This window comes from Thalassospira lucentensis (assembly GCF_011806425.1).
Lineage (GTDB): Bacteria > Pseudomonadota > Alphaproteobacteria > Rhodospirillales > Thalassospiraceae > Thalassospira > Thalassospira lucentensis_B.
On the sequence record NZ_JAATOV010000003.1, the window covers coordinates 700,915 to 724,393 of the forward strand.

General features: G+C 53.1%; 18 protein-coding genes and 2 tRNA genes. 8 read left to right on the top strand and 12 right to left on the bottom strand.

The window, feature by feature from the left end:
* Positions 1-83: 83 nt before the first annotated feature.
* Complete coding sequence (locus tag HCZ99_RS13260) at positions 84-350, bottom strand: hypothetical protein (protein WP_167447466.1); 267 nt, start codon at positions 348-350, stop codon at positions 84-86.
* Positions 351-566: 216 nt separating this feature from the next.
* Here HCZ99_RS13260 and HCZ99_RS13265 point away from each other — a divergent pair, with 216 nt between their 5' ends.
* The 3 genes from HCZ99_RS13265 to HCZ99_RS13275 all read left to right on the top strand — a co-directional run bounded on the left by HCZ99_RS13265 (position 567) and on the right by HCZ99_RS13275 (position 4,105).
* Positions 567-2,279, top strand: a complete 1,713-nt coding sequence (locus HCZ99_RS13265) for a methyl-accepting chemotaxis protein (RefSeq protein ID WP_167447467.1) — start codon at positions 567-569, stop codon at positions 2,277-2,279.
* A gap of 269 nt (positions 2,280-2,548) precedes the next feature.
* Positions 2,549-3,343: a motility protein A gene (locus tag HCZ99_RS13270; protein WP_167447468.1), complete on the top strand. Its 795-nt coding sequence runs from the start codon at positions 2,549-2,551 to the stop codon at positions 3,341-3,343.
* Positions 3,344-3,412: 69 nt separating this feature from the next.
* A complete protein-coding gene (locus HCZ99_RS13275; RefSeq protein ID WP_167447469.1) occupies positions 3,413-4,105 on the top strand; it encodes an OmpA/MotB family protein in 693 nt (230 codons plus the stop codon).
* Positions 4,106-4,167: 62 nt separating this feature from the next.
* On the opposite strand, the gene HCZ99_RS13280 is transcribed toward HCZ99_RS13275, so the two are convergent.
* Both HCZ99_RS13280 and HCZ99_RS13285 read right to left on the bottom strand, forming a co-directional pair.
* Entirely contained in the window at positions 4,168-4,893 is a 726-nt protein-coding gene (locus HCZ99_RS13280) for an SAM hydrolase/SAM-dependent halogenase family protein (protein WP_167447470.1), read from the bottom strand.
* Between the two features lie 148 nt (positions 4,894-5,041).
* Positions 5,042-6,442 (bottom strand): tetratricopeptide repeat protein, encoded by a 1,401-nt coding sequence (locus HCZ99_RS13285; protein WP_167447471.1) that lies wholly within the window; start codon positions 6,440-6,442, stop codon positions 5,042-5,044.
* Between the two features lie 291 nt (positions 6,443-6,733).
* Between HCZ99_RS13285 and HCZ99_RS13290 the strand changes: the two genes are divergently transcribed.
* Complete coding sequence (locus HCZ99_RS13290; RefSeq protein WP_254869596.1) at positions 6,734-8,044, top strand: EAL domain-containing protein; 1,311 nt, start codon at positions 6,734-6,736, stop codon at positions 8,042-8,044.
* 157 nt (positions 8,045-8,201) lie between these two features.
* Positions 8,202-9,593, top strand: coding sequence for a DNA polymerase IV (locus HCZ99_RS13295; RefSeq protein ID WP_167447472.1), 1,392 nt, complete (start codon positions 8,202-8,204; stop codon positions 9,591-9,593).
* Between the two features lie 90 nt (positions 9,594-9,683).
* Here the strand turns inward: HCZ99_RS13295 and HCZ99_RS13300 are convergent.
* The 4 genes from HCZ99_RS13300 to recJ form a co-directional block, all read right to left on the bottom strand.
* A tRNA-Glu gene (locus HCZ99_RS13300) sits at positions 9,684-9,759 on the bottom strand.
* Positions 9,760-9,797: 38 nt separating this feature from the next.
* Positions 9,798-9,873, bottom strand: a tRNA-Glu gene (locus tag HCZ99_RS13305).
* A 234-nt stretch (positions 9,874-10,107) separates the two neighbouring features.
* On the bottom strand, positions 10,108-11,358 hold the full coding sequence (locus HCZ99_RS13310) for an MFS transporter (protein ID WP_167447473.1): 1,251 nt from the start codon (positions 11,356-11,358) through the stop codon (positions 10,108-10,110).
* A gap of 130 nt (positions 11,359-11,488) precedes the next feature.
* A complete protein-coding gene (recJ, locus tag HCZ99_RS13315) occupies positions 11,489-13,279 on the bottom strand; it encodes a single-stranded-DNA-specific exonuclease RecJ (protein ID WP_254869597.1) in 1,791 nt (596 codons plus the stop codon).
* 301 nt (positions 13,280-13,580) lie between these two features.
* On the opposite strand from recJ, the gene HCZ99_RS13320 reads away from it, so the two are divergent.
* A complete protein-coding gene (locus tag HCZ99_RS13320) occupies positions 13,581-13,877 on the top strand; it encodes a hypothetical protein (RefSeq protein WP_254869598.1) in 297 nt (98 codons plus the stop codon).
* Between the two features lie 243 nt (positions 13,878-14,120).
* Positions 14,121-14,441, top strand: a complete 321-nt coding sequence (locus tag HCZ99_RS13325) for a hypothetical protein (protein ID WP_254869599.1) — start codon at positions 14,121-14,123, stop codon at positions 14,439-14,441.
* Between the two features lie 33 nt (positions 14,442-14,474).
* Here the strand turns inward: HCZ99_RS13325 and HCZ99_RS13330 are convergent, their stop codons facing one another.
* The 5 genes from HCZ99_RS13330 to HCZ99_RS13350 all read right to left on the bottom strand — a co-directional run bounded on the left by HCZ99_RS13330 (position 14,475) and on the right by HCZ99_RS13350 (position 21,322).
* Positions 14,475-15,767 (bottom strand): Hsp70 family protein, encoded by a 1,293-nt coding sequence (locus HCZ99_RS13330; RefSeq protein WP_167447474.1) that lies wholly within the window; start codon positions 15,765-15,767, stop codon positions 14,475-14,477.
* A 145-nt stretch (positions 15,768-15,912) separates the two neighbouring features.
* On the bottom strand, positions 15,913-16,872 hold the full coding sequence (glpX, locus tag HCZ99_RS13335; protein WP_167447475.1) for a class II fructose-bisphosphatase: 960 nt from the start codon (positions 16,870-16,872) through the stop codon (positions 15,913-15,915).
* Between the two features lie 135 nt (positions 16,873-17,007).
* Positions 17,008-18,312, bottom strand: a complete 1,305-nt coding sequence (locus HCZ99_RS13340; RefSeq protein WP_167447476.1) for a homoserine dehydrogenase — start codon at positions 18,310-18,312, stop codon at positions 17,008-17,010.
* Between the two features lie 123 nt (positions 18,313-18,435).
* Positions 18,436-19,677 (bottom strand): LL-diaminopimelate aminotransferase, encoded by a 1,242-nt coding sequence (locus tag HCZ99_RS13345; protein ID WP_167447477.1) that lies wholly within the window; start codon positions 19,675-19,677, stop codon positions 18,436-18,438.
* Between the two features lie 370 nt (positions 19,678-20,047).
* On the bottom strand, positions 20,048-21,322 hold the full coding sequence (locus tag HCZ99_RS13350; protein ID WP_254869600.1) for an OmpA family protein: 1,275 nt from the start codon (positions 21,320-21,322) through the stop codon (positions 20,048-20,050).
* A gap of 330 nt (positions 21,323-21,652) precedes the next feature.
* On the opposite strand from HCZ99_RS13350, the gene HCZ99_RS13355 reads away from it, so the two are divergent.
* Positions 21,653-23,455, top strand: coding sequence for a PHA/PHB synthase family protein (locus HCZ99_RS13355; protein WP_167447479.1), 1,803 nt, complete (start codon positions 21,653-21,655; stop codon positions 23,453-23,455).
* The last annotated feature ends 24 nt before the right edge of the window (positions 23,456-23,479 follow it).

The following is a 23,479-nucleotide window of genomic DNA, read 5'->3' on the forward strand; positions in this document are numbered from 1 at the left end:
GAAAAGCGCCTGTCTTCTATTTCAGACAACAGGCGCTTGGTCGCTTAAACGAAAATACTTTCTACGGGGACCGGACGTGCTGATCAGTTCAGCTTTTTTGCTGCCTCGGCCTGTTTGGCTTCTTGGTCGATCTGCTTTTGCAGCGCTTCGCCATACTCACCGTAAATCCGCCCTTCTAGCGACAGTTCCAAAAACCGGATGTAATCGTCCTGATTTGAAATCTTGGCGCGCGCGACGGAAATCACGTCAAACGGGCTGGCCGCATCAAGATCGTATTTACGGATCAAGCCCACCATTTCGGCGGTGATTTGATCAAGCTTTTTGCGGGTGTCGCTATATGAAAGCGTCATAAAACCGTCCTGTCGTTCGAATGCATGAGTTGGCGTGGTTATGCCTGTTCATCGCAAAACTGACAAGCCCCAGCCCAATCTTTGCCCGTCCTTGACTTACATCAAAGCACGCGAAGCGTGTTGTGGCGATGTTGGGACAATCCATACGCGACTGGCGGCGCACACCTATTATCCGTATGGTTTCATCAACGACCGCCACTCAGGGAATAATAAAAAATGCGAATTTTGTCTGCGTTTAATGCTATGGGCATCCGTAAACGCTTTATGTGGGCGTCCGCGTTTGGCGTGACGTCAACCGTGATCATTTCCCTTTTAATCATGGCCTATGTCGAAGAACGCGCCATGGATGCCAAGCTTGATCAACTCAGCCAAAATGAACTGACATCGCTTCATGCACTGATTGTGAATGTGATGGCCGCGCGCCCAGATGACGTTGATGACATCGGCATTAACGTGTTCAACAACTGGTTTGACAGCCGCAACGCAGATTACCCTGGTGAACTGTGGTCCGCATGGGGCCCGACCACCCTTGCCTATATGAAGGAATATGGCGAAAAGCCCATCAAAACTCCGCGGGATGCCATTGATATCGAGGCCATCGAAACCGGCAAAACCATCGGCCGCTATACCGATGATGGTACCTATCGCAAATCAATGCCGATTGTCTTGGGTGTCACCAAGGGGGCGGACCGCGAAGTTTGTTTTAGTTGCCACGGCGCGATGGAAGCCGAAACAGGCGACGTGATTGCCGTTCTGTCGTCCAGCTTGTCAGTCGGCCCGGAACAGGCCAAAACCAACCGCATCCTGATTGGCATTGTCATTGGCGGCATTGTGATCGCCATCGCGACCATCATTGGGATGCGCGCATTGCTGTCGCGGATTGTGACCGGCCCGCTATCAAACCTTGGCAACGACATGACCGCCCTTGCCGATGGCAATACAGAATTTGAAATAAGCGCCCTGTCGCGCCGTGATGAAATCGGCGATATGGCGAAATCAGTTGATGTGTTCCGCACCAATGCCATCGCCAAGAAAAAGATGGAGGCTGAACAGCAGGCAGCGTTTGAGCGCCGCGAAGAACGCATGCGCCAACTTGAAGGCCACATTGAAAACTTTGACGGCCTGATTGCCAAAATTATTGATGCGGTATCGCATTCAGCCGGTGAAATGCAAACCACCGCCCGTGGCTTGGTGCAGGCCGCCGACCTTGCCAGCAAAAGCGCAACCACCGTTGCCGCCGCGTCCGAGCAAGCCACGGTCAATGTTCGCACCGTGTCCGAGGCCGCCGATCACTTGTCTGAATCGATTTCGGCCATCGGTGAACAGGCCCAACAATCAAGCCTGGTTGCCCAAGAAGCATCACGCGAAGCCGCGCAATCATCAACCACTGTTGCCAACCTGTCGGATGCCGCCGACCGTATTGGCGAGATTGTCGAGCTGATTAGCGACATCGCCGGTCAGACAAACCTTCTGGCCCTGAATGCGACGATTGAGGCCGCCCGTGCGGGTGAAGCCGGCAAAGGATTTGCTGTTGTCGCATCCGAAGTTAAAAACCTTGCCAATCAGACGGCACGTGCAACCGGCGACATTTCCGCCCAGATTGCCGCCATTCAGGAAGAAACCGGTAAAACCGTGACCTCGATTGGCGATATTGCTGATGTGATCACGCGGATCACCGACATGACCAACACCATTTCCGACGCGGTTCAGCAGCAATCAGAAGCCACCAGCGAAATTGCCCAAAATGTTGAACAGGCCGCCATCGGCACACAGGAAGTCAGTTCCAACATTGAACGCGTGAGCGGCACGGTATCGGAAACCGATCAGGCAGCCCATCTTGTCCTGGCTGTAGCCGATGAACTTGGTGGCTTGTCTGTTGATCTACGCACCGAAGTCGACAAATTCCTTGCCGACATTCGTGCGTCATAAGCTCTAAGACATCCTACCGGCTTGGCAACAGCGTCTTTTTTGCCTGCAAAAGCTTGTATTTGTCGATCCCGCCCCAAAAATGTAACAGAACCAAACGGTCAGACAAAATCACCTGTCTGGCCGTTTCAATCTGTTGATATATCGCGCCGAATTTACCTTATCGCCTTACATCGCGCGACGATGTCAGCACGCAAGTATGAACCTTTGCGAACACGAAGTTATCGGCTGATACGTTCGGGACGTGCTTTCTTGGGGGAATGGAAGTAGCGATGTCGTTTACGACAATTTTGGGCATAGTGATCGGTCTTGGGCTATTTGTTGGTTCAATTTTTATCTCGACCGATAACTATCTTGTCTTTGTAAGCATCTCGAGTGCGCTAATGGTCATTGGCGGCACGCTTGCGGCAACATTCATTGCTTACGAAGCACGCTATGTTCTTCTTGCCCTTAAACTGATTTTCAAAATCTTTCGGGCCCCGCAAATGGGCCGCGGACAGCTGACCGGCGAAGTCGGCCGGGTTGTGAAATGGGCCTATCTTCTTCAGAAAAAGGGCATCAACGCGCTTGAACAGGAATCAGAGCGCGTAGCCAAGGAAGAACCATTTCTGGGGTGGGCAATGGAAATCGTCATTACCGGTTATGACGGGGATGACACCGCCGACATGCTCCATAACGCGATAGAAAATTCGTTTAACCGCAGCATCGTGCCCGTTTCGATCCTAAAAAGCATGGCTGCCGCCGCCCCTGCCTTTGGCATGATCGGGACGTTGGTTGGGCTTGTCATCATGCTTGATAAAATGGCCGATGATCCAACCTCGCTTGGTGCCGGGTTGGCGATTGCCTTGATCACCACCCTTTATGGCATTGTTGCCGCGCGATTTTTCTTTATGCCCGCCGCCAGTAAAATTCAGCAGCGCGAAGAAATCATGCGGTTTCGCAACTACCTGATTGCCGAGGGCCTGATCATGCTTGCCGACCGAAAAGGTCCGCGCGCCATTCAGGACAAAATGAATTCATTTTTGGATCCGGCGATCCATTTCAATATCGACAAGTCGGCAAAATAACCGTCGATCACCGCATCGGGCCACCACGCAGAAACACGCGATACAAACATATGACAAAGGGAACATCATATGGCGCGCCGTAGAAAAGCCATGCAACCGATTAAGGAAGAAGAAGTCAGCGAAGACTGGCTTGCGACCTACGCCGATGCCATCACGCTTTTGATGGCGTTCTTTGTTATGCTGGTCAGCTTTTCCAAAGTTGAAATCCCGATCTTTGAGAAGGTCCAAGCCGGTATTGCCGAACAAATCGGCAAACGCGAAGTCATCCGTCCGACCGAAATCCTTGAAACCGACCTCAAAGACGTCGTGTTCAATATGGCGATGGACAGTTCGGTCAATGTATCGACCGACGATGAAGGCATCCTGATGGAATTGGGCGGCGGCGCATTTTTCCAACCGGGCTCCGCCAACCTGACGCGCGATGCGGTCATCTTCCTAAAGGACGTCGGCGACCTGCTAAAAGAGCCCCGCTATCTTGGTTTTCAGGTTGAAGTCGCCGGTCATACGGACGACACCCCAATAAGCACGCCCCGCTTTCCGTCAAACTGGGAATTGGCATCGGGGCGTGCCATTGCTGTTGTGCGTTTTTTGCACGCCCTTGGCGTCGATCCCAATCAGAAACGCATGCGCGCGATTTCTTATGGCGACACAAAGCCCAAACTGCCCAACCGCGATGATTTCGGCCATCCGATTGAAGCAAACCGGGATGCAAACCGCCGCATCGAAATTCGCATTTTCCCGAAATATTCCCGCGTCTTCTAAGCCGTGACTTAGGGAATGCAGACCGGCTCCTAGCCCGCACGATGGGGCGGCCTAAGTTTTACCTAAACAATTGAAACCGCAGTCCCAATTTGTGCATCATATTTCTGATCCGCACGCCCGCAATTGACCGCGATCTCACAAAGCCCAATTGAATTGCGGTAATGGAACCCCTGCCCGACTTTCACATCGGAAAATGTACGCGCAGGTCCCACAACCTCACCCTTCACCTTCACATGCCCAACTTCCTTTGGCGGCATCATGCCGGTCATGAGATTGCCGTAGGTATCGATATAGATCACTTCTTCAAGCTGATCTGGCCAGTCTTTCGCGGCGGCATGCCGGTCATCAATTGCAAGCGGTCTGGCCGCAAACGATGTATCGGTGGCGATCATTGCCGCAACGGGGGCAAAAATATCGCGCCCGTGGAAGCTTGCCGATGGATCATCGGGCTGCCAATCAATCGTGTTCATTGAAACATCTGTTCCGCGGCGAATGATCATTTCAAAAAGCCCATTATCCGGCCCGACAAATGACACACCATCGCAGTTGACCACCACACCTTTGCGCGCACTGCCAACACCGGGATCGACCACCGCCAACACAACGTCGCCGGGTTTGAATTCACGCATAAGCGCCGCCAAAAGATAACTGGCAGCCTTGGGATTTCGATCAGGGGCATCGACCATCAAATCACACACAGGAACAGTCGGCGCACCGCGCATCACCACAGATCGCATGGTGCCGCTATAGGGGCCGTTGATACCAAAATCGCTAAAGATGAAAATCATGCCGCTGCACCGTCGTTAAACAAGATCGCGTAAACACACCCCAAACAATAACGCCGACGGCATCTAAGATCACGAAGGATCAAACCGTCGGCGTTATTGAAAACCAATTCATTTGGCTTCGCCGCCAAATCGTTCTGGCGGTGATGCGTTATTTCACGTCGCAGAATTGCCCACGGCGCTTAAGGTCCGCACACAACGATTTTGCAACACTGTCACTAAGCCCCGTCGCCATCAGACGGTAATAGGTTCCTTTGCCCGGGATGTTGGCGCGCATGATGTCATGTTGCATGGATGCCAATTGACCATACCGCCCCGTCAGAACTTTCCAGCCCCGTTCAGCCTGCGACTGACTGCGATAGGATGCAAGATGGGCAGATCGGTTGCCACTTGCCACCACGGCGGCATCACCAGCCGGTGCTTCGCCGCCTTGAACCGGGCGGCTGTTGCCCGTGGCAACCCGGCGCACAGGTTCGCCGGGGTTAATTGTCATCACATTTGCCTTGGCCGGTTCAATGATCGCGGCCTCGATCGCATCGCGTTCGCGTTTAAATTCATCCGCGGTCACAAGCTTCATCTGAGCCAGATCTTCAATCCGGGCAATTTGCCGGGCGGCATCCATCAACCCTTGCGGTGCAGGTGGCGGTGTTGCGCGCTGACGCGGTTGGGCGGGCAACAACGCATCCAAAATCGCGGTGCGTTCCGAAACATGTTCCTGCACCGTGATCGCGCCGATCTGAAGAGCGCGGTTCAACTGATTAAGGCGCTGTTCGATCTGCGCCCCATCTGGCGGCGGGCTATCTAGGAAGGCTGACGGCGCCTGCTGGCTCATGGGCAATAACGCACCAAGGTTGGCCGAACGCCGTGCAGAATATTCTTCTGGCGTGATCAGGCCAGCCGATTGCAAATCACGCAAAATACCAAACCGCTTTGCCACCGCTTCATCACTGGCGGTTAAAACATCGCCCTCAGGGATATTTGCCGTGCGTGTGCCGGTCATGGCGGGTCTTGCCTGTGGCATCGGTTTGCCCATGGCTGTTGGCACTTCGACCACACGACCGTTTTCACCAAGCCCGGCAGGACCGGTGACAATCTGATCATTAATGCTAAGCGATCCGGGCAAGCCGCGCTGCAGACGCATCAGGTTAAATTCCGCAGCATCGCTTAAAGGGCGCGGCTGGGTACCGTTTGCGGTACTCATTAACACAGTACCGGGCGGGTTCATCGCAATCAGCGTATCATAGCCATCCTTCGCACGGTCTGGGCGATTGGTGTTTTGATAAAGAACCGAACGCCACAGCATCGCATGCCCGTCTTGCGGGTCTTTACGAAGGGCCTCGTCAAAAAACTTCTCAGCCGAGGCATAATCGCCACTGGCAAGTTGTTGAAGGCCAAGTGCGGTATAATTGGAATCGGCAAACGATGTTGCTTCATCCCAAAAGTCCTGATCTAGCAACGGCGCGCAGGCCGACACCCATGAAACCATACCGATCACAGCAAGTCCTTTGCTGATTTTCAGCCAGTTTGCGGTCCGCTTTGCGGATACCTGCATGGCGCCAATCCCCTATTATATAACAACTATTCGTAAGACCATACTGCATGTTCGGCCAAAAGTCGGCGACAAAACAGTATCGACTATCCCCATATCACATTGATTTTGCACTCTGCTTGCCAAGAATTCGTTAAAGAAAAAACCAACACGTCCATTCAGCTATATCTTGCTCTTCGCGCGCAACGCTTCATATAAAGAAGAACGCACAACGCATTAACCTGAACTTCAGAAGAATATGATTTGCTCATTCATTGAGTACGATTGTATGGAATGAGCCTATAAAGATATAAAATGAATAGTTTAATCTCTCAGGGGATGCTCGTGATTGAACCGCAGCAATATGGTCAGCAAGCTCTTCAGGAATACCTGTTGCTTGATTATGTGCAACGGCTCGAAACCCGCAAATACGGGCATCGTGCGGTTCATATCCATATGTCGCGGATGAAACCGTTCCATCGCCGCGATTACCACATCCGCGTTGCGACCAATACCTTTGAAAGCTATGTGAAACTGTATGTTGGGCGTATTTTCGTCCTAACCAATAACGACCTGATTTTTGTCTGGAAAGACAAATCGATTGCCGATGTTGAACCCGCTGTCGACACATTGCGCTATCTGTTCCGCGATGATCCCTTGTCACAAGATGACAGCGAGGAAACCGGTTTTTGCACCTGGTATAACCTTAATACCGAGTATCAAGAATTCCTGCTGCTTTGTCAGCATCTGGACGAGCGCGCCAAAAAGCTGCAGCAAAACATCAATATGCGCCCTGCTCAGCAGCGCGACAAAAATGATAGCCTGCAGCCGATCAACGCAGAAAATCTCGCTCAGCTTGAAGAAACCATTCATTCGGCTGATCTGTCTGAACATATCCGCCAACAACCGGTATGCGTTTTTGCCAATGGCAGCTCCAAGGAACTCCATCCGGTGTTTGACGAGTTTTTCGTGTCCATCGCGGATTTGCGCACGGCCTTGATGCCCAAAATCGATCTGGCGTCAAACCGCTGGCTATTTCAGCACATGACCGAAGTGCTTGATAAACGCATGCTCAACTATCTGTGCAAGCGGACCTTTAAAACCCACGCCAGTTCGTTCTCGCTCAACCTGAACCTTGGCACCCTAACATCTAAGGACTTTGAAAAGTTCGATGAAACCGTGCGGCGCAAATGGCCGGGCAATGTGATTATCGAACTTAATCAGGTCGATTTGTTTTCCAATCTGGAAACCTATCTGAAGCTGCGTGATGATTTCCATAAACGCGGCTACCGGATCTTGATTGATAACCTGACGGTCGAATCGCTTTCCTTTGTTGATCGCAAACGCCTAAAGGCCGATTTCATCAAGGTCGCCTGGCGCGAAGAAATGACCGACAATGTCATTCGCAAAAAATACGGCGAAATGGACAATCTGGTCAAAAATTCCGGCCGTGAACGCGTTATTCTGTGTCGATGCGACAGCCCGACGGCGATCAAATTTGGCCAATCCCTTGGCATCACCCTTTTCCAGGGACGCTATATCGATCAAATGATCGCCCGCCAACGACGTGCAAAACGCGCTGCCAAGGCCGCGCAAAAGCCAAAAGTCGGCAAACCGGCAGGCTGATCAATCCTGCCAGATGACACAAACCCCATCAAAGCCGGTGCATTGCGCCGGCTTTTTTGTCTGCATCCTGCCATCACCTGTCAGCAGTCATGCATACCAGAACAACGATGCAATTTCTGGGCTTGGCAACAAAGGAACAAAAGAAGTACAAACAAACATGCTCTACGCGCTTTGCACCGATTGCCATCATAAATGGCGCCTGCACCTTGATCGACCGCTGCCCAAAAGCGGCCCGGGATCATACGTTGCGTGCCCATCATGTGGCAGAAAACGCGCAATTGCCCATTCCGAACTTCTTGACCTTTCCATCGGCCATCTTGATTGCGACGCGTTTTATGCCTCCATCGAAAAGCGTGATAACCCCGAACTGATTGACCAACCGGTTATCATTGGTGGCGGGCATCGCGGCGTTGTTGCGACCTGCTGCTATATCGCGCGTAAATACGGTGTGCGTTCCGCCATGCCGGCATTTAAGGCCCGTGAACTGTGTCCGGATGCGGTATTTCTGAAATCCGACATGAAGAAATATCAACGCGAAGGATACCGGGTGCGCGACATGATGCGTGCCCTAACACCCGATATCGAACCGCTTTCGATTGACGAAGCCTTTATGGACCTGTCGAACGCGCGCGAAACCCATGGCAAAACGGCGGCCGAATGCCTGATGGGCTTACAGGCGACCATCCGCCAAGAAGTCGGCATCACGGTATCAATCGGGCTTTCCTATAACAAATTCCTCGCCAAAACCGCATCGGACCTGAACAAGCCGTTTGGCTTTTCGATGATTGGCGAAGCTGAGGCGATTGATTTTCTGGCCGATAAGCCCGTGCGCATGATGTGGGGCGTAGGACCGGCGATGGAGCGCAAGCTTAATGACGATGGCATCACCACCATCGGACAGCTTCAGGAACGCGACATCCATGCCCTACAGGGTCGCTATGGCAGCATAGGCAAGCGCCTGTACTACTTTTCACGTGGCCAAGACAATCGCCGGGTTGAACAAAGCACGGAACGCAAAAGCCTATCGTCGGAAACCACCTTTAACGAAGATATCGCAAGCCTTTCGGAACTGACTGAAATTGCCACCCGCCTGACGGCCCGTGTTGCCAGCGATCTGGCGCGCAAGGAAATCGCCGGGCATACCGTGGTGCTGAAACTAAAATCATCGGATTTCAAAATCCGCACGCGCAATATGCGCCTGACCTATCCGACATTACGCGAAGACGTCATCCTCGATACCGCGCTGACTTTGCTGAAAAAAGAAGTCGACGGCACCAAATACCGCCTGCTGGGCATCGGTGTGGCCGATTTATTCGCAGCAGATCAGGCCGACCCGGTCGATTTGTTTGCAGAAAACGGTAACGACGCGGCACTTGATACCGCGATCAATGACGATGAAACCACCACCGACAGCGTTAAAGCCACCGTCAAGCAGCGCCCCGTCATCGAACTCCCCCGCCCAACGACCGAAGAATTACGCGAAAGCCTGACCCGGCGTTATCGCCTGCATAAAAAGAAAATCATCCGCCAGCAAAGGTTCAGGTTTTAGCGAGGACGCCAAAGACCAAACACAAAAAATGCCCGCCGATAAATCGTTGCGAGCATTTGCTGGTAATATGTTCATCTTTCAGAAGAAAGATGGCGTCCCCTAGGGGATTCGAACCCCTGTTGCCGCCGTGAAAGGGCAGTGTCCTAGGCCTCTAGACGAAGGGGACGCAAATCGCAGTGCGATCTTATGTATGGTCTGCTTTGGTGGCGTCCCCTAGGGGATTCGAACCCCTGTTGCCGCCGTGAAAGGGCAGTGTCCTAGGCCTCTAGACGAAGGGGACGCAGCGCGTTAACGAGGCCGGTTTTTAGCGATTGGGTCGGGTAAGGTCAAGCGGCTTTTTTGCCCCTGTGACGTTTTTTTTAATCTTCCCCCTAAAATAAGGCCAGAACCGGCCAAAACCCGCAAAAACCAAGCCACCCTGTTTAACCAGATGGTTTATTTCATCTTTCACGACAACCCGGCATCACAACAATCTTGATATTCAATCCCCATTCGATTGGCCTGATCGTCGAAATTATTCTTTCTTTGCCCGTGTTCCGAACCAGAAAACCATCGCAGCCGTGCCAAGACCAAACCCCAAAAACGCGAAAACCCAACGATAGCCATCTGGCGATCCTTCGGGGAACTGGCCAATAATCAGCCCTGCCCCACCCTGGAGCAAGAACAGCCCGGCAAAGGTGGCAAGATTGATGGTGGTTAAGGCACGCCCGACCTGATGTTCGGGAACCGCCGCACGCGAGCCCGCATAATTAAGCGTCGCACTGCTGCCAAGGAATCCATGCAGCAGCAGAAGCACCGCGGCCACACCAACGCCTGTTGGCCCGATAAACGCCTGCAGGATGCACATCAGGCTGCCAACCATCACCGCAAACACAATCAGCCCACGGGTTTTGCCATGCAGCTTACGCGAAAGCTGGCCATAGGTTGGCGGGCCAAAGATCATGCCAACGGTCATAATCAGCAAAATATTGCCAACTTCGACCGGCCCGAGGGCGAAAACGTCGTGCAAATACGGCCCGCCCCACAATCCGCGCACGGTCAGAATCGCCGGATAACTAAATGCCGCCACGGTGCATAACAGCCAAACCTGCCGATTCTTCCAAACCGACACCATGCCCCTAAGGGCTTCGGCAACGGTTTCGCCTTTGCGTTCGGTATCTTTTGCCCCGGGGGGCGTATCGCGAACCAAGGTGAAATCAAGGATCACGGCCAACACCGTAAGTCCGGCCAAGCCGTAATACACCGCGCGCCAACCATACGCCTCGACCAAGGCGGCAAGCGGGGTGGCCGATGCCAAAACACCAAGCAAACTAAACGCAACGATTAAGCCAGAAGCGGCCGCAAACTTTTCAGGCGCGGTCCACCGTGCAGCCAGCATCAGTGCCGACATAAACGCCGCCGAACACCCAAGCCCAATCACCGCCTGCCCGGCCATCAAGCCATAGACACTTTGCGCATTGGCGAAAATGATCACGCCAAGCAACGCAAAGGCCATCATCACGCCATTTGTCTTGCGCGGGCCATAGCGATCAAGCATCACCCCAACGGGGATCTGCATCAGGGCAAAACCAAAATGGAAACTGCCTGCAATCAGGCCAAGCTGTTCGGGGCTAACGGCAAGTTCGGTCCGAAGCGGCTCGGCCAATAGCGCCTGGGCGGAGCGGAAAAACTGGCTGAGCGAGAATGCAAGCATGATGGGAAACAGCACCATCAAAAAGGTGCCGATACCATGCGAAGTCGTTGTGGGGCGTGTTTGTTCTGTCATGATATCATCTGGCTTAATGCGATATCATGCCAACGGCAAGCAAATTGCGCCCCGTTTTAACTGTCAAAACAACCCGTTGGTCCATTTACCTGATGATGCGAATCACCAAACCATGGCGTCCATCACGGATTTACATTGGCAGTGACACATCATCAATCATCAGCTGAACGCCTTCGCGGCCCTGCCACGTATCGCGGCGCAAATGCCCCAAAATATGCAACGGACGCCCACCATGCTTAATCAGGGTTTGGCCCATATCATTATCAAGACACCGGAACGCGATGGCCTTAAGCCGTCCCTTGCCGTTGGCCCCGGTCAGGATGCAGCGCACGTGATCGGCCCCGACCACATCGGCCTTTACCACCCGGCAATCGACAAAGACAAATCGGGGTTCGGCATTGCCCGCCCCAAATGGCCCCATCTTTTCCAACGCATCAATCAGTTCAAGCGTCGCCCCGGCGGCGTGAAGTGCCCCATCAACTGTGATGGTCGGACGAATATCGTTTTCAGCAATGATCTTAGCAAAGCGTTCTTCAAGGAATGCTTCAAATTCATCGCGCTTTTCCGGCTCCAGCGTAAAGCCAGCCGCCATGCCGTGCCCACCGCCATTGACCAAAAGCCCGGACTGGCGTGCCGCAATAATCGCAGCCCCCAAATCAATGCCCCGTACGGATCGCGCCGATCCTTTATAAACCCCATCAACCATGCCCATTACCAAGGATGGCACGTGATAACGATCTTTCAGGCGGCTTGCGACAATGCCGATCACACCGGGATGCCAATCTTCGCCGCCAACCAGCACCATCGACCCGACTTTTGATTTGCCTTCGACGGCATTAATCGCCTGATCAAGGACAATATCCTCAATCGCCTTACGTTCACGGTTATATTCATCAAGCTTGCGCGCGATATCCTGCGCCTCAGCGGGGTTGTCCCCCGAAAGCAGGGTCGTACCAAGGAAACTTTCGCCAACGCGCCCACCGGCGTTCACACGCGGCCCCAGCACAAAGCCAAGGTGATAGGCACTTGGTGTTTCATTGACCCCGGCAACATCGGCCAACGCCGTCATGCCAACATTAGAACGATGACGCATGACCTTAATGCCCTGAGTCACGAACGCCCGGTTAAGGCCACGCAACGGCACCACGTCACACACGGTTCCCAATGCCACCAAATCCAGAAAGTTGCGCAAATCTGGTGCCCGCAGTCCGGCCTTTTCCAGCCAGCCGCGGCTGCGCACTTCTCGCAACACCGCAACGCACAGCAAAAATGCGACACCAGCCGCGCATAAATTGCCAAGGCCGCTTTCATCGTCAAGACGATTGGGGTTCACCACCGCAACGGCGGGCGGCAATTCCGGCTCGGCCGCGTGGTGATCCACCACAATGACCTCAATCCCGGCATCCTTGGCTTCTTGCAGCGGCGCATAGGCCGTGACCCCGCAATCGACCGTCAGGATCAGGTTCGCACCATTACGCTGAAGCTCCAGCAACGCCGGGGCGTTGGGGCCATACCCCTCTTTCATGCGATCAGGAATATGAACCGGCACATCTGGGCCAAGGGCGCGGAAAAATCGCTTTAAAACTGCCGTGCTGGTCGCACCATCAACGTCATAATCACCAAAAACGGCAAGCTTTTCGCCTGCCTCAATCGCATCGGCAATGCGTGATGCGGCCTTATCCATGTCCTTTAAAGTCGACGGATCGGGCATCAAATCACGCAATGTCGGCGACAGGTAACTTTCGGCATCATCCAAACCGATGCCGCGTGCCGCCATGACGCGGCCAACAATTTCGGGCACCCCGAACCGTTGGGCAATGGTAATGCCTAGTCGCTCATCCAGGTCGCGCTCACGCCACCATTTACCGGTCGCGGATCGTTCGACCCCCATAAAAGTCTTTTCATGTGCATGATCATTCATGCCCCATGAAATAGCGCAATCTTGGGTCGGCTTAAACTGGATTATTTATCAGAAGGTCCTACTTGGCCAAATTGCCCCTAAAATCCGTTTGTTCATTGGTGCTGCGACACACGCTCATACGATTAGACAGCTCGATTCTTTTGGCATTGTTTAAGGGTGTTTGCCGCACCTGCTGCCCAGCGACCAGTTCAACATTGGGTGGTCTGATACTGTTTTGCGCGAAACCATAAGCTCTTGCCGACGATCCATTGTTATGTGATTTTACGAACAAAATCATATTAATCACAACAGGATACGAGCAATGGTTCATCGAAAGAAAACGCGGATCGTGCTGTCTATATTGTCGGTACTGGTCGCCCTGATGTCTTCCCCGCTGATCATGGTTGCGCCCATGATTTTTGACTCACCGGGATCTTCGGAAAGTCCACTCGCACAGTTTCTGTTTTACACTCTGCTCTCTTTTCCGGTGCTGAGCATGCTTGGCGCCATCCTGCCGTGGATGTTCAAAAGTCACCCAAAATCAATCTGGCTTTATTCCCTGACTGGTTTGGCCATCGTCCAGTTTTTGGTTTCAATAATGTTGCTTGAGACACCATGAAATTGGGGAACTGCGAATTTGCCTACGAGAAGGTAAACTGCAGCCAGTCCCAAGCCATGCATAACGCACAGGCACGGCTGGCCGATTTCAATCGCGCACTTTATTCTTAGCTGCCATTACGGCGGTGTCGGCTTATGGAAACAAAGGCTGATTGAACCTTCAAAAACACACTTTTGCCGCCAAAGATTGTACCGCGCCAAAGACTATGCAAACTGATCGCATAACAACAATGGGATACGTGCAATGACGAACAAAAAAGGCCTGCGGATCACCCTGACGATCGTTTCCATCCTTGGCGCATTTTTATCGCTGCCAATGGTGATGATGGCACCAATGATGTTCGATGCCCCGGGATCAGAAAACAATCCCATCACCCAGTTGATGTTCTATAGCCTTCTGGCCTTCCCCGCATTGTGCCTCATGGGCGGCATCCTGCCATGGATTTTCAAACGCCATGAAATATCGATCTGGCTTTACGCACTTAGCGGCTTGGCCATCGGCCTGTTTTTCGCAAGCGTGGTTCTGTTGCAAATCCAGTGCGGCGGCGATTTTTCGTGCTCATAAAAAAAAGCCTGCCGCGATGGCAGGCTTTAAAAATCAGACGATCCCCTCGTCCGCCGCAATCAAGGCCAAGCCATGGGCCACGGACAGGAACGGCTGGCCGATTTCGATGCGGTCTTTGCCAAATCCGTCTTCGAATATTTTGCGCACCGCCGGGACATAGGATGTGCCGCCCGTCATAAAGACCTTGGACACATCACCGGCCTTTAAGCCGGCCTGATCAAGGCAATGTTTGGCCGCTGCTTCGATTTCGGCCATGTCTGGCGCGATAGAGGCTTCAAAATCGGCACGAGTCAGGCGTTCTTCAATTTCGACACCACCGTGCGAGAATTGCAAAAGCGCGCTATCATTGGATGACAGTTCCGCCTTGGCTTTCGACACGGTTTGATACAGGTGGAAGCCCATTTCTTCTTCAATGATCGCCACCAGATCTTCGATATCATCTGGTTTGGTCGCTGAGCGAACCAGGCTTTTGATTTCATTGATGGTTTTGGGCTGATTCATCATGGCAAGTTCGTGCCAGCGTGAAAACGCCGTATAGTATTGCCGCGGCACCGGAAGGGTCGCCCCCATCGATTTATAATCCGAGCCAAAGCCGAGGCGCGGCCAAACTGCTTTTTGGATGATGCGGTAATCAAATCGGTCGCCTGCAACGCCAAGGCCGGTATGGGCCAATGGCTGCACGCCGCGCATGCCAAGACCTGGCGTAAAGCGGATCAACGAAAAGTCACTTGTCCCGCCACCAAAGTCAGCCACCAGAACAGTTTCGGCTTTTTCAAGTTCACGCCCGTAATAATAAGATGCCGCCAAGGGTTCAAATACCATGGCTTCGACGTCAAAGCCCGCTTGGTCATAGGCACTGCGCAGGCGCATTTCGGCAAAATCGTTATCGGGATTATTGCCCGCAAACGCCACGGGACGCCCAGAAATCACCCGCTGCCCCAGCCATCCAAGGCTGTCCTGCGCGAAATGATGAATTTGGGTAAGGAACGTGCCGATCAGATCTTCGATCGAATAGGTCGTGCCGAAAATGTCTGTGCCTTCAAAATCCTTGGACGCAAGGTAGGATTTCATCGACTGGATCAGGCGGCAATCATGGCTTTCTTTGAGATACTCATCAATCGCATACGGGCCAGAGCAGCTTCGAACATGGGTCGGCGCGCCCGGCGCGGTCAGTTCCTGTTCTTCCCAGAAATACAGAATGGTCCGATAGGTATCAAAGCTGTTGGCACCCACTTCAAACTTTGCCGATTGCACGTTTCCCGCACTGTCTGCCACGGCAAGAACTGAATTGGTCGTCCCAAAATCAAGCGCGATAATTTCAGACATTTGGCGGGCTCCGGCGGTTATGTGTTTGATAGGGGGCGGAGGATGTAACCCAGACCGCCCTGCCCTGCAAGCGATTAGCGTAACCGTGTCACGAAAAAAGGGAGTGCGTCGCACTCCCTTTCCTTAATGCTGCTATCAGCAGAACTTACTTGTACCAGATTTTCCGGCTAAAATCGTGGACCGCGCGAACATAGCGCACAGTACCCGACTGGCTGCGCATCACGATGCTTTCGGTTTCAGCACCATTGGCAAAACGGCGCACACCGCGCAACATCGCACCATCGGTAACGCCGGTGGCCGCAAACATCACGTTGCCTTTGGCCAGCTCGCCCAGTTTGTATTTGCGATTAAGGTCTTCGATACCCCATTTTTTCGCGCGCGCAATTTCATCATCATTGCGGAAAACAAGACGGCCCTGGAACTGACCACCGATGCAACGAAGGGCAGCAGCCGCAAGAACACCTTCTGGTGCGCCGCCAGTGCCCATGTAAAGATCAATACCCGATGTTTTTTGCGACGTCGCAATAACACCAGCCACATCACCATCACCGATTAGCATGATGCGTGCACCAGCTTCGCGGGTTTTGGCAATGATTTCATGGTGGCGCGGACGATCAAGGATACAAACAACAAGATCAGCAACCGCACAGCCCTTGGCCGCCGCAAGGTTTTTAAGGTTTTCATGCGGGGTGGCATCAAGATCAACCACATCTTCGGGCAGACCACCGCCAACAGCGATTTTTTCCATATAGGTATCAGGCGCGTTCAAAAAGCCGCCTTTTTCCGCCATGGCCACAACCGCAAGCGAGTTCGGCCCACCGGTCGCACAAATCGTCGTACCTTCAAGCGGATCAAGCGCGATATCGATTTCCGGGCCTTGGCCAGAACCGACTTCTTCGCCAATGAAAAGCATCGGGGCTTCGTCACGTTCGCCTTCGCCGATGACGACCGTGCCTTTGATATCCATGCTGTTAAGTGCATTGCGCATCGCATCGACTGCCGCCTGATCAGCAGCCTTTTCGTCGCCACGTCCCATCAAGCCAGAGCACGCAAGCGCTGCGGCCTCGGTCACGCGAACGGTTTCAAGCGCAAGATTTCGATCCATTTTGTCTTCCTCGTTTCGTGATGCAGGGTCTGGGGGCCCTATTCTTTTATCGGCAAAAAGCTGTAAGTAGTGCCCGACGCATTTGCGCCTCGCTACGATAAGTGTTGCGAGGCGCTTGTGTCTTTTTTTTGTTTGTTACGACGCGAAACTTTCGATCCGCATCAACACTGGCGGCTGCGAATTGCTTTCGAACGCAGCGATATCTTCGACCGCACCGGCCATGGCCGCTTCGGTCGTTTCATGGGCGACAATCACCACCGGCACAACACCGCCTTCGGTCTCGGCCCGGCCATGCTGGATCATCGACGCCATGGAAACGCCGTGTTGGGCAAGGGTCGCGGTGACTTTTGCCATCACGCCCGGACGATCCCAAACCATCAGGCGCAAGTAATAGGCGCCGACATGCTTCTCAAGCGACGCACGCACGTTCTTGCGCAGACGCTCGGCTGGGACACCAAATACCGGTGCGGTGCGTCCTGCGGCGATATCAACAATATCGGCAACCACCGCCGATGCGGTTGGTCGTTCACCAGCACCGCGTCCTTGCAAAACAACAGGACCGACATAATCGCCTTCAAGGGCAACGGCGTTAAACACGCCCTCAACCTTTGAAATCTGGGTCGCACGATCCACCATTACCGGGGACACACGCTGTTCAATGCCTTCGGCGGTTTGCTTGGCAATCCCCAAAAGCTTAATGCGATAGCCAAGTTCTTCTGCAAGCTGAATATCAAGCGCCGATACGCTGCGAATGCCATCCACGGCCACGGCATCAAAGTCAACCTCAACGCCAAAGGCAAGGCTGGCCAGAATGGCAAGCTTGTGCGCCGCATCAATGCCATCAACATCAAATGTCGGATCAGACTCGGCATATCCCAACTGCTGGGCTTCGGCCAAGACATCGGCAAAATCACGACCCTGCTCCCGCATGGTGGTCAGGATGAAGTTACAGGTGCCATTCAAAATACCGGTCACGCGCGAAATGGCATTGCCCGCCAAACCTTCGCGCAGGGCCTTAACCACCGGGATACCACCGGCAACCGCGGCTTCGTAGGCGATGGTGACATTGTTGTTATCGGCAATCTGCGCCAATTCAGCCCCCTTAAGGGCAATCAGCGCCTTATTGGCGGTGACAACATGCTTGCCATTTTCAAGCGCGGTTTTGCAGACATCATAGGCAATGCCGTCTGATCCGCCGATCAGCTCGACCAGAATGTCGATTTCTTTGTCCGCTGCCAAATCACGCGCATCATCGTACCAAGTCAGACCTTCGGTCGAAAAACCACGATCACGAGTTCGATCACGCGCCGATACCGCTGTTACAACAATCTGGCTGCCCGAACGGTCGGTCAGAATGTCGCGATGTTCACTCAGCAGTTTAACGGTTCCTGCACCGACCGTACCGAGGCCAGCCACACCGATTTTTACGACGTCTTTCACGATAACTCCTTAGCACGTGGGTTCATCCGCAGGCGCGAAACGCACGGTTTTATGCGCATCCCATCCTGACAAAGTAACGCCCGGAACATGTCCCGGGCGAAACACAGAATGCTTTATCGGTTATCAGACGGATTTCTTCAACAGTTCACGTGCAGAATTTGCATCCGGGCATTTGGCAAAGAACTGTTTGATGTTCCGATTGGCCTGTCGAATGCGGTGTTTATTTTCCACCAAGGCAATGCGCACATGCCCATCGCCATACTCGCCAAAGCCAAGCCCCGGCGCGACCGCAACGCCCGCTTCCTGCAAAAGAAGCTTGGAAAAATCAAGCGATCCCAACTCGGCAAATGCTTCGGGGATTGGGGCCCAGGCAAACATGGTGGCCGCCGGGCTTGGAATTTCCCAACCAGCACTTTGCGCGCCTTCGATAAAGATATCGCGCCGTTCACGGTACAAGTTGCGGAATTCTTCAACGCAATCTTGCGGGCCGTTCAACGCGGCGGTCGCTGCAACCTGAACCGGGGTAAAGGCACCGTAATCAAGATATGATTTAATCCGCGTCAGTGCATTGATCAGCTTTTTATTGCCGGTGGCAAAGCCAATGCGCCAGCCCGCCATCGAATAGGTTTTCGACAGGGAATAAAATTCAACGGCAATGTCCTTGGCCCCCTTGCACTGCAAGATAGACGGCGGCGGATTGCCATCAAAATAAATCTCGGAATAGGCAATATCAGACAGCACATAGATTTCATGCTTTCGGCAGAAATCGACGACTTCCTGATAAAACGCCAGATCCACCACAAGCGATGTCGGGTTGGCCGGGAAATTCAACACCACCGCACTTGGTTTTGGCACGGAATGCTTCACCGCCCGGTGCAGCTGCTCCATAAAGCTTTCTGCATTGAACGTGCCCTGTTCATCATGCCCAATCGGGATATGGCGCAAGGCCGCACCGGCAATGATGAAACCAAACGCATGGATCGGATAGGACGGGTTGGGCACAAGGAAAATATCCCCCGGGCTGGTAATCGCAGCCGCCAGGTTCGCCAAACCTTCCTTGGAGCCCAATGTAACAACCGTTTCGGTTTCCGGATCGATATCGACCCCGAACCGACGACCGTAATAGGCCGACAATGCTTTGCGCAGGCCCGGAATACCGCGTGACATGGAATACCCATGGGTGCGCGGGTTCTGAACCGTTTCGACCAGTTTATCGACAATATGCTGCGGCGTGGCCGGGTCCGGATTGCCCATGCCAAAATCGATAATGTCCTCTCCCGCGCGCCGTGCCGCCGCCTTCATCGCATTTACTTCTGCAAATACATAGGGCGGGAGACGTTTTATGCGGTGGAAGTCTTGGGACATTATCCTACATCCTCATGAAATTGGCGATTTTCGAATTTTATGCGAAAAGCACAGCCTCGAATTTACGAATATTGCATTTAGCACCGAAAAAGCAGTGCTTTACGACGTACAATTCGAAGGATTTACCTTTTCTGGGATAATGACTCAACGAATTAATGCATTTGGCACCGTGCTTTATTCAAAATGCCCCAACGAACCAAGCCTTAAGCTGGGCGTAAGGTGTTCCATTTTCCGTCCTGATCGGTCCTGAAACGACAACAGCGCGAAGGGGCATGCCCCTTCGCGCTGTTAATCTTCGTTCGATTCAGTAAACCTTGTCAGTCCAACGTGCGCCCCCGTGTTCGCACCAAGTTGAACTTAAAAGTCCCGATTAGTAATCCAAAAAGATCTCGACACGGCGGTTACCCGCCTCGCCGGCTGGAACACCTTCGTAGTAGCGCGGATCGGCTGATCCGTCGGCCCCGACAAAGATCGCCCCCGGATTAACACCCAGCGACAACAGACGTGACACAACCGCGGCGGCACGTTTTTCAGAAACGCGGCGGTTGGCTTCCATATGCTGTTCAAGGCTCATATTCGCGGTGCGCATTGATGCATGACCAATAATGCGAAGCGCACCACCGGTTTGCTGCCACGTGCGGGCAACTTGCTGCAGGACGCGGTCATCCGTGCTGCCAAGGTTCGATGAACCATAGCCGAACTGGATTTGCGCGATCTGCATATCGCTTACCGCAGGGCCGCTTTGATTGATCGAACGGACACCAAGGCGTGATGCCAGAATGTCGTTGGTTTCGGTCATATCCATGGTCATCGGATCGTTCCGATAAGACGACGAAGAACCGCCCAACTGACTTTCGTCAACAACGACCGACCCGTTGTCTGAATACATCGAATAATCGAAATCTTCACCACGTGATGTCGGGGCAAGCGATGCAGACGGATCGTTTGCAAACGCGCCCTGCCCTTCAGCCAGACGACGCTGATATTGATCCATCAAAGGATCACCGGTCGACCGCAACTCAGGGCGTACATTGCCAGACTGCGCGGCTTCATATGCCGCCAACTGCTGTGCTTCGCGCGATTTTGCATCGTCAACTGCCGGGCGCTCTGGCGCTGCTTCAGGAGTCGGAACTGGGCCCGACGCAGAAGATTTTGCTGACCATTCATCCGCAATTTTCGAGCCGGACTTTGCCGACGTCACACGGTTGCTGCTGGTCGTGGTGGTTTGTGTTTGGCTCGGTGCGGCCATTTCGCTGCTGCTCACCGGTGTGGTCGGTGCTGGCTGAATGACCGGATCGTCATTCGAAACTCTCGGCTCAGGCTCAAGCGCGTTGACCGGCGGCGTGCTGCGACGGCCAGTGCCTTCGCTATATTGTGCATTGCTGCGATCGGCTGCCAATCCCGCGATCAGCGCATCGCGTTCTTTGTCACCGGTTACAATCGGCTTAGAGGGTGTATTGGAAAGACTCGGATATTCGCCGTCCTCACCCGGAATGGCTTCCTCGGACTTGGCGGTATCGTCACCTTCGCCGTCAAACATATCGCCGACGGACTTGCCCCATTCAACCGGATTGATTGCATCAGGAACCGAAGAACAAGCGCCCAGTGTCATGACCACCGCCAGTGCAGAACCGGTCTGCAGCAATATGCGCAGCTTCCCCTTTGCAGTCTCCTGCCACGACCACTGCCCTGTCGTCGATTTCAGAACGCCCATTTGTTTTCGCTGCTCCAAACTTGGTTTAATGACGCTTGCGTTGAAAAAGTCTGCAAAACGTCACCTTATAATTCTTGTACTACCCCGTCGCGACAAGCTAGGCTAAGGCTATGATTAACTTAGGATCAAGCAAAGTTTCAACCCAGCGCGCCATTTGGATAGACGAAACATAAAACGTACAAAGTCTTGCGATTTTGCAAAGATGCATACCACGTTTTTTTATCACGACCTATCCGTCGAGATATCATAAGGGAATGCCCCATGAGCGATCAACAGGCCAAAGAAACTGAAATCAATCACCCGGACCCCGAAAAACTTTCAGAAGCAATGGCAGAAATTGCCGAAAGAAGTCAACGACTTGTCGCAGATTTCCTGACGAAACAGGCCGAAGACCCTGAAATTTCTGATCCTGATCCGCTCAATATTGGCTCGGCCTTTGTCGAATTAACCAGCCAGATCATGCAAAATCCGACCAAATTGGTCGAAGCACAAATGGATTTGTGGCAGCAATATTATATGCTTTGGCACAACACCACGCTGCGCATGATGGGCGAGGATTCGGAAGCCGTGGCCGAACCAAAGCGTGGGGATCGTCGATTCCGTGACGAAGCATGGGAAAACAATGAACTGTTTGATTTCATCAAGCAGTCCTATCTTCTATCGTCGCAATGGATGCAGAACCTTGTCCATGATGTCGATGGGCTTGATGAAAAAACAGCCCAAAAGGTCGAATTTTATACCCGGCAGTTTGCCGATGCGATTTCGCCAACAAACTTTCTGATGACCAACCCCGAAGTTCTGCGTGCCACCATCGAAAGTGGCGGCGAGAACCTTCTTAAGGGATTGCAGAACCTTCTTGATGATCTCGAACGCGGCAAGGGCAAACTGCAAATCCGCATGACGGACCTTGATGCCTTTAAGATTGGCGAAAATGTCGCCACCACCAAGGGATCGGTCGTCGGCAAAACCCCACTTATGGAACTGCAACAATACGCACCCAGCACCGATAAGGTCGCGAAACGTCCATTGATGATCGTCCCGCCATGGATCAATAAATATTACATTCTTGATCTGCGCCCGGAAAATTCTTTTATCAAATGGGCTGTTGAGCAGGGTCACACTGTTTTTGTTCTGTCATGGGTGAACCCCGACAGCGAACTGGCGGAAAAAAGCTTCGAAGATTACGCCAAGGACGGCATTTTGGCCGCCCTTGATATGATCGAAAAGGCCACTGGCGAAACCGATGTCAACGCGATTGGCTATTGCCTTGGCGGAACATTGCTCAGCTCCACCTTGGCCTATATGGCCAAAACCGGCGATGAACGCATTAAATCCGCGACGTTTTTCACAACCCTGATGGATTTTGAAAAATCCGGTGAACTGTCGGTCTTTGTTGATGATGAACAGATCAAAAGCCTTGAACATAAGATGGCCAAAGAGGGCTATCTTGATGGGCGCGATATGTCGACCTCGTTCAACATGCTGCGTGCCAACGACCTGATCTGGTCGTTTGTCGTCAATAATTACATGTTGGGTAAAGACCCCTTCCCGTTCGATCTGCTGTATTGGAACTCCGATTCCACCCGCATGCCCAAAGCCATGCACAGCTATTATCTGCGCAACATGTACAACAAGAACCTGCTGCGTGAACCGGGCGGGATTTCCATCCTTGGCGAAAAAATTGACCTGCGCGACATCAAAATCCCCGCCTATTTCCTGTCCACCCGCGAAGACCACATTGCCCCGTGGCAGGCAACCTATGCCGGAACGCAGCTTCTGTCTGGTCAGGTGAAATTCGTGCTGTCGGCATCGGGTCATATCGCCGGTGTGGTCAATCCACCCGCGGCCAAGAAATATTGCTACTGGACCTATAACCGCAATCCAAAGGACCCAGACGATTGGATTTCAAAGGCCACTCAGCATGATGGATCATGGTGGACCGACTGGCAAAACTGGATCAGCCGCCGTTCGGGGGGCAAGGTTGACGCCCGCAAACCCGGCGACAGCAAGCTTAAGGTGCTTGGCCCGGCACCTGGGGATTACGTCAAAGTCAGGTTATCTTGAACGCAACATAGCCTAATGTCGCTA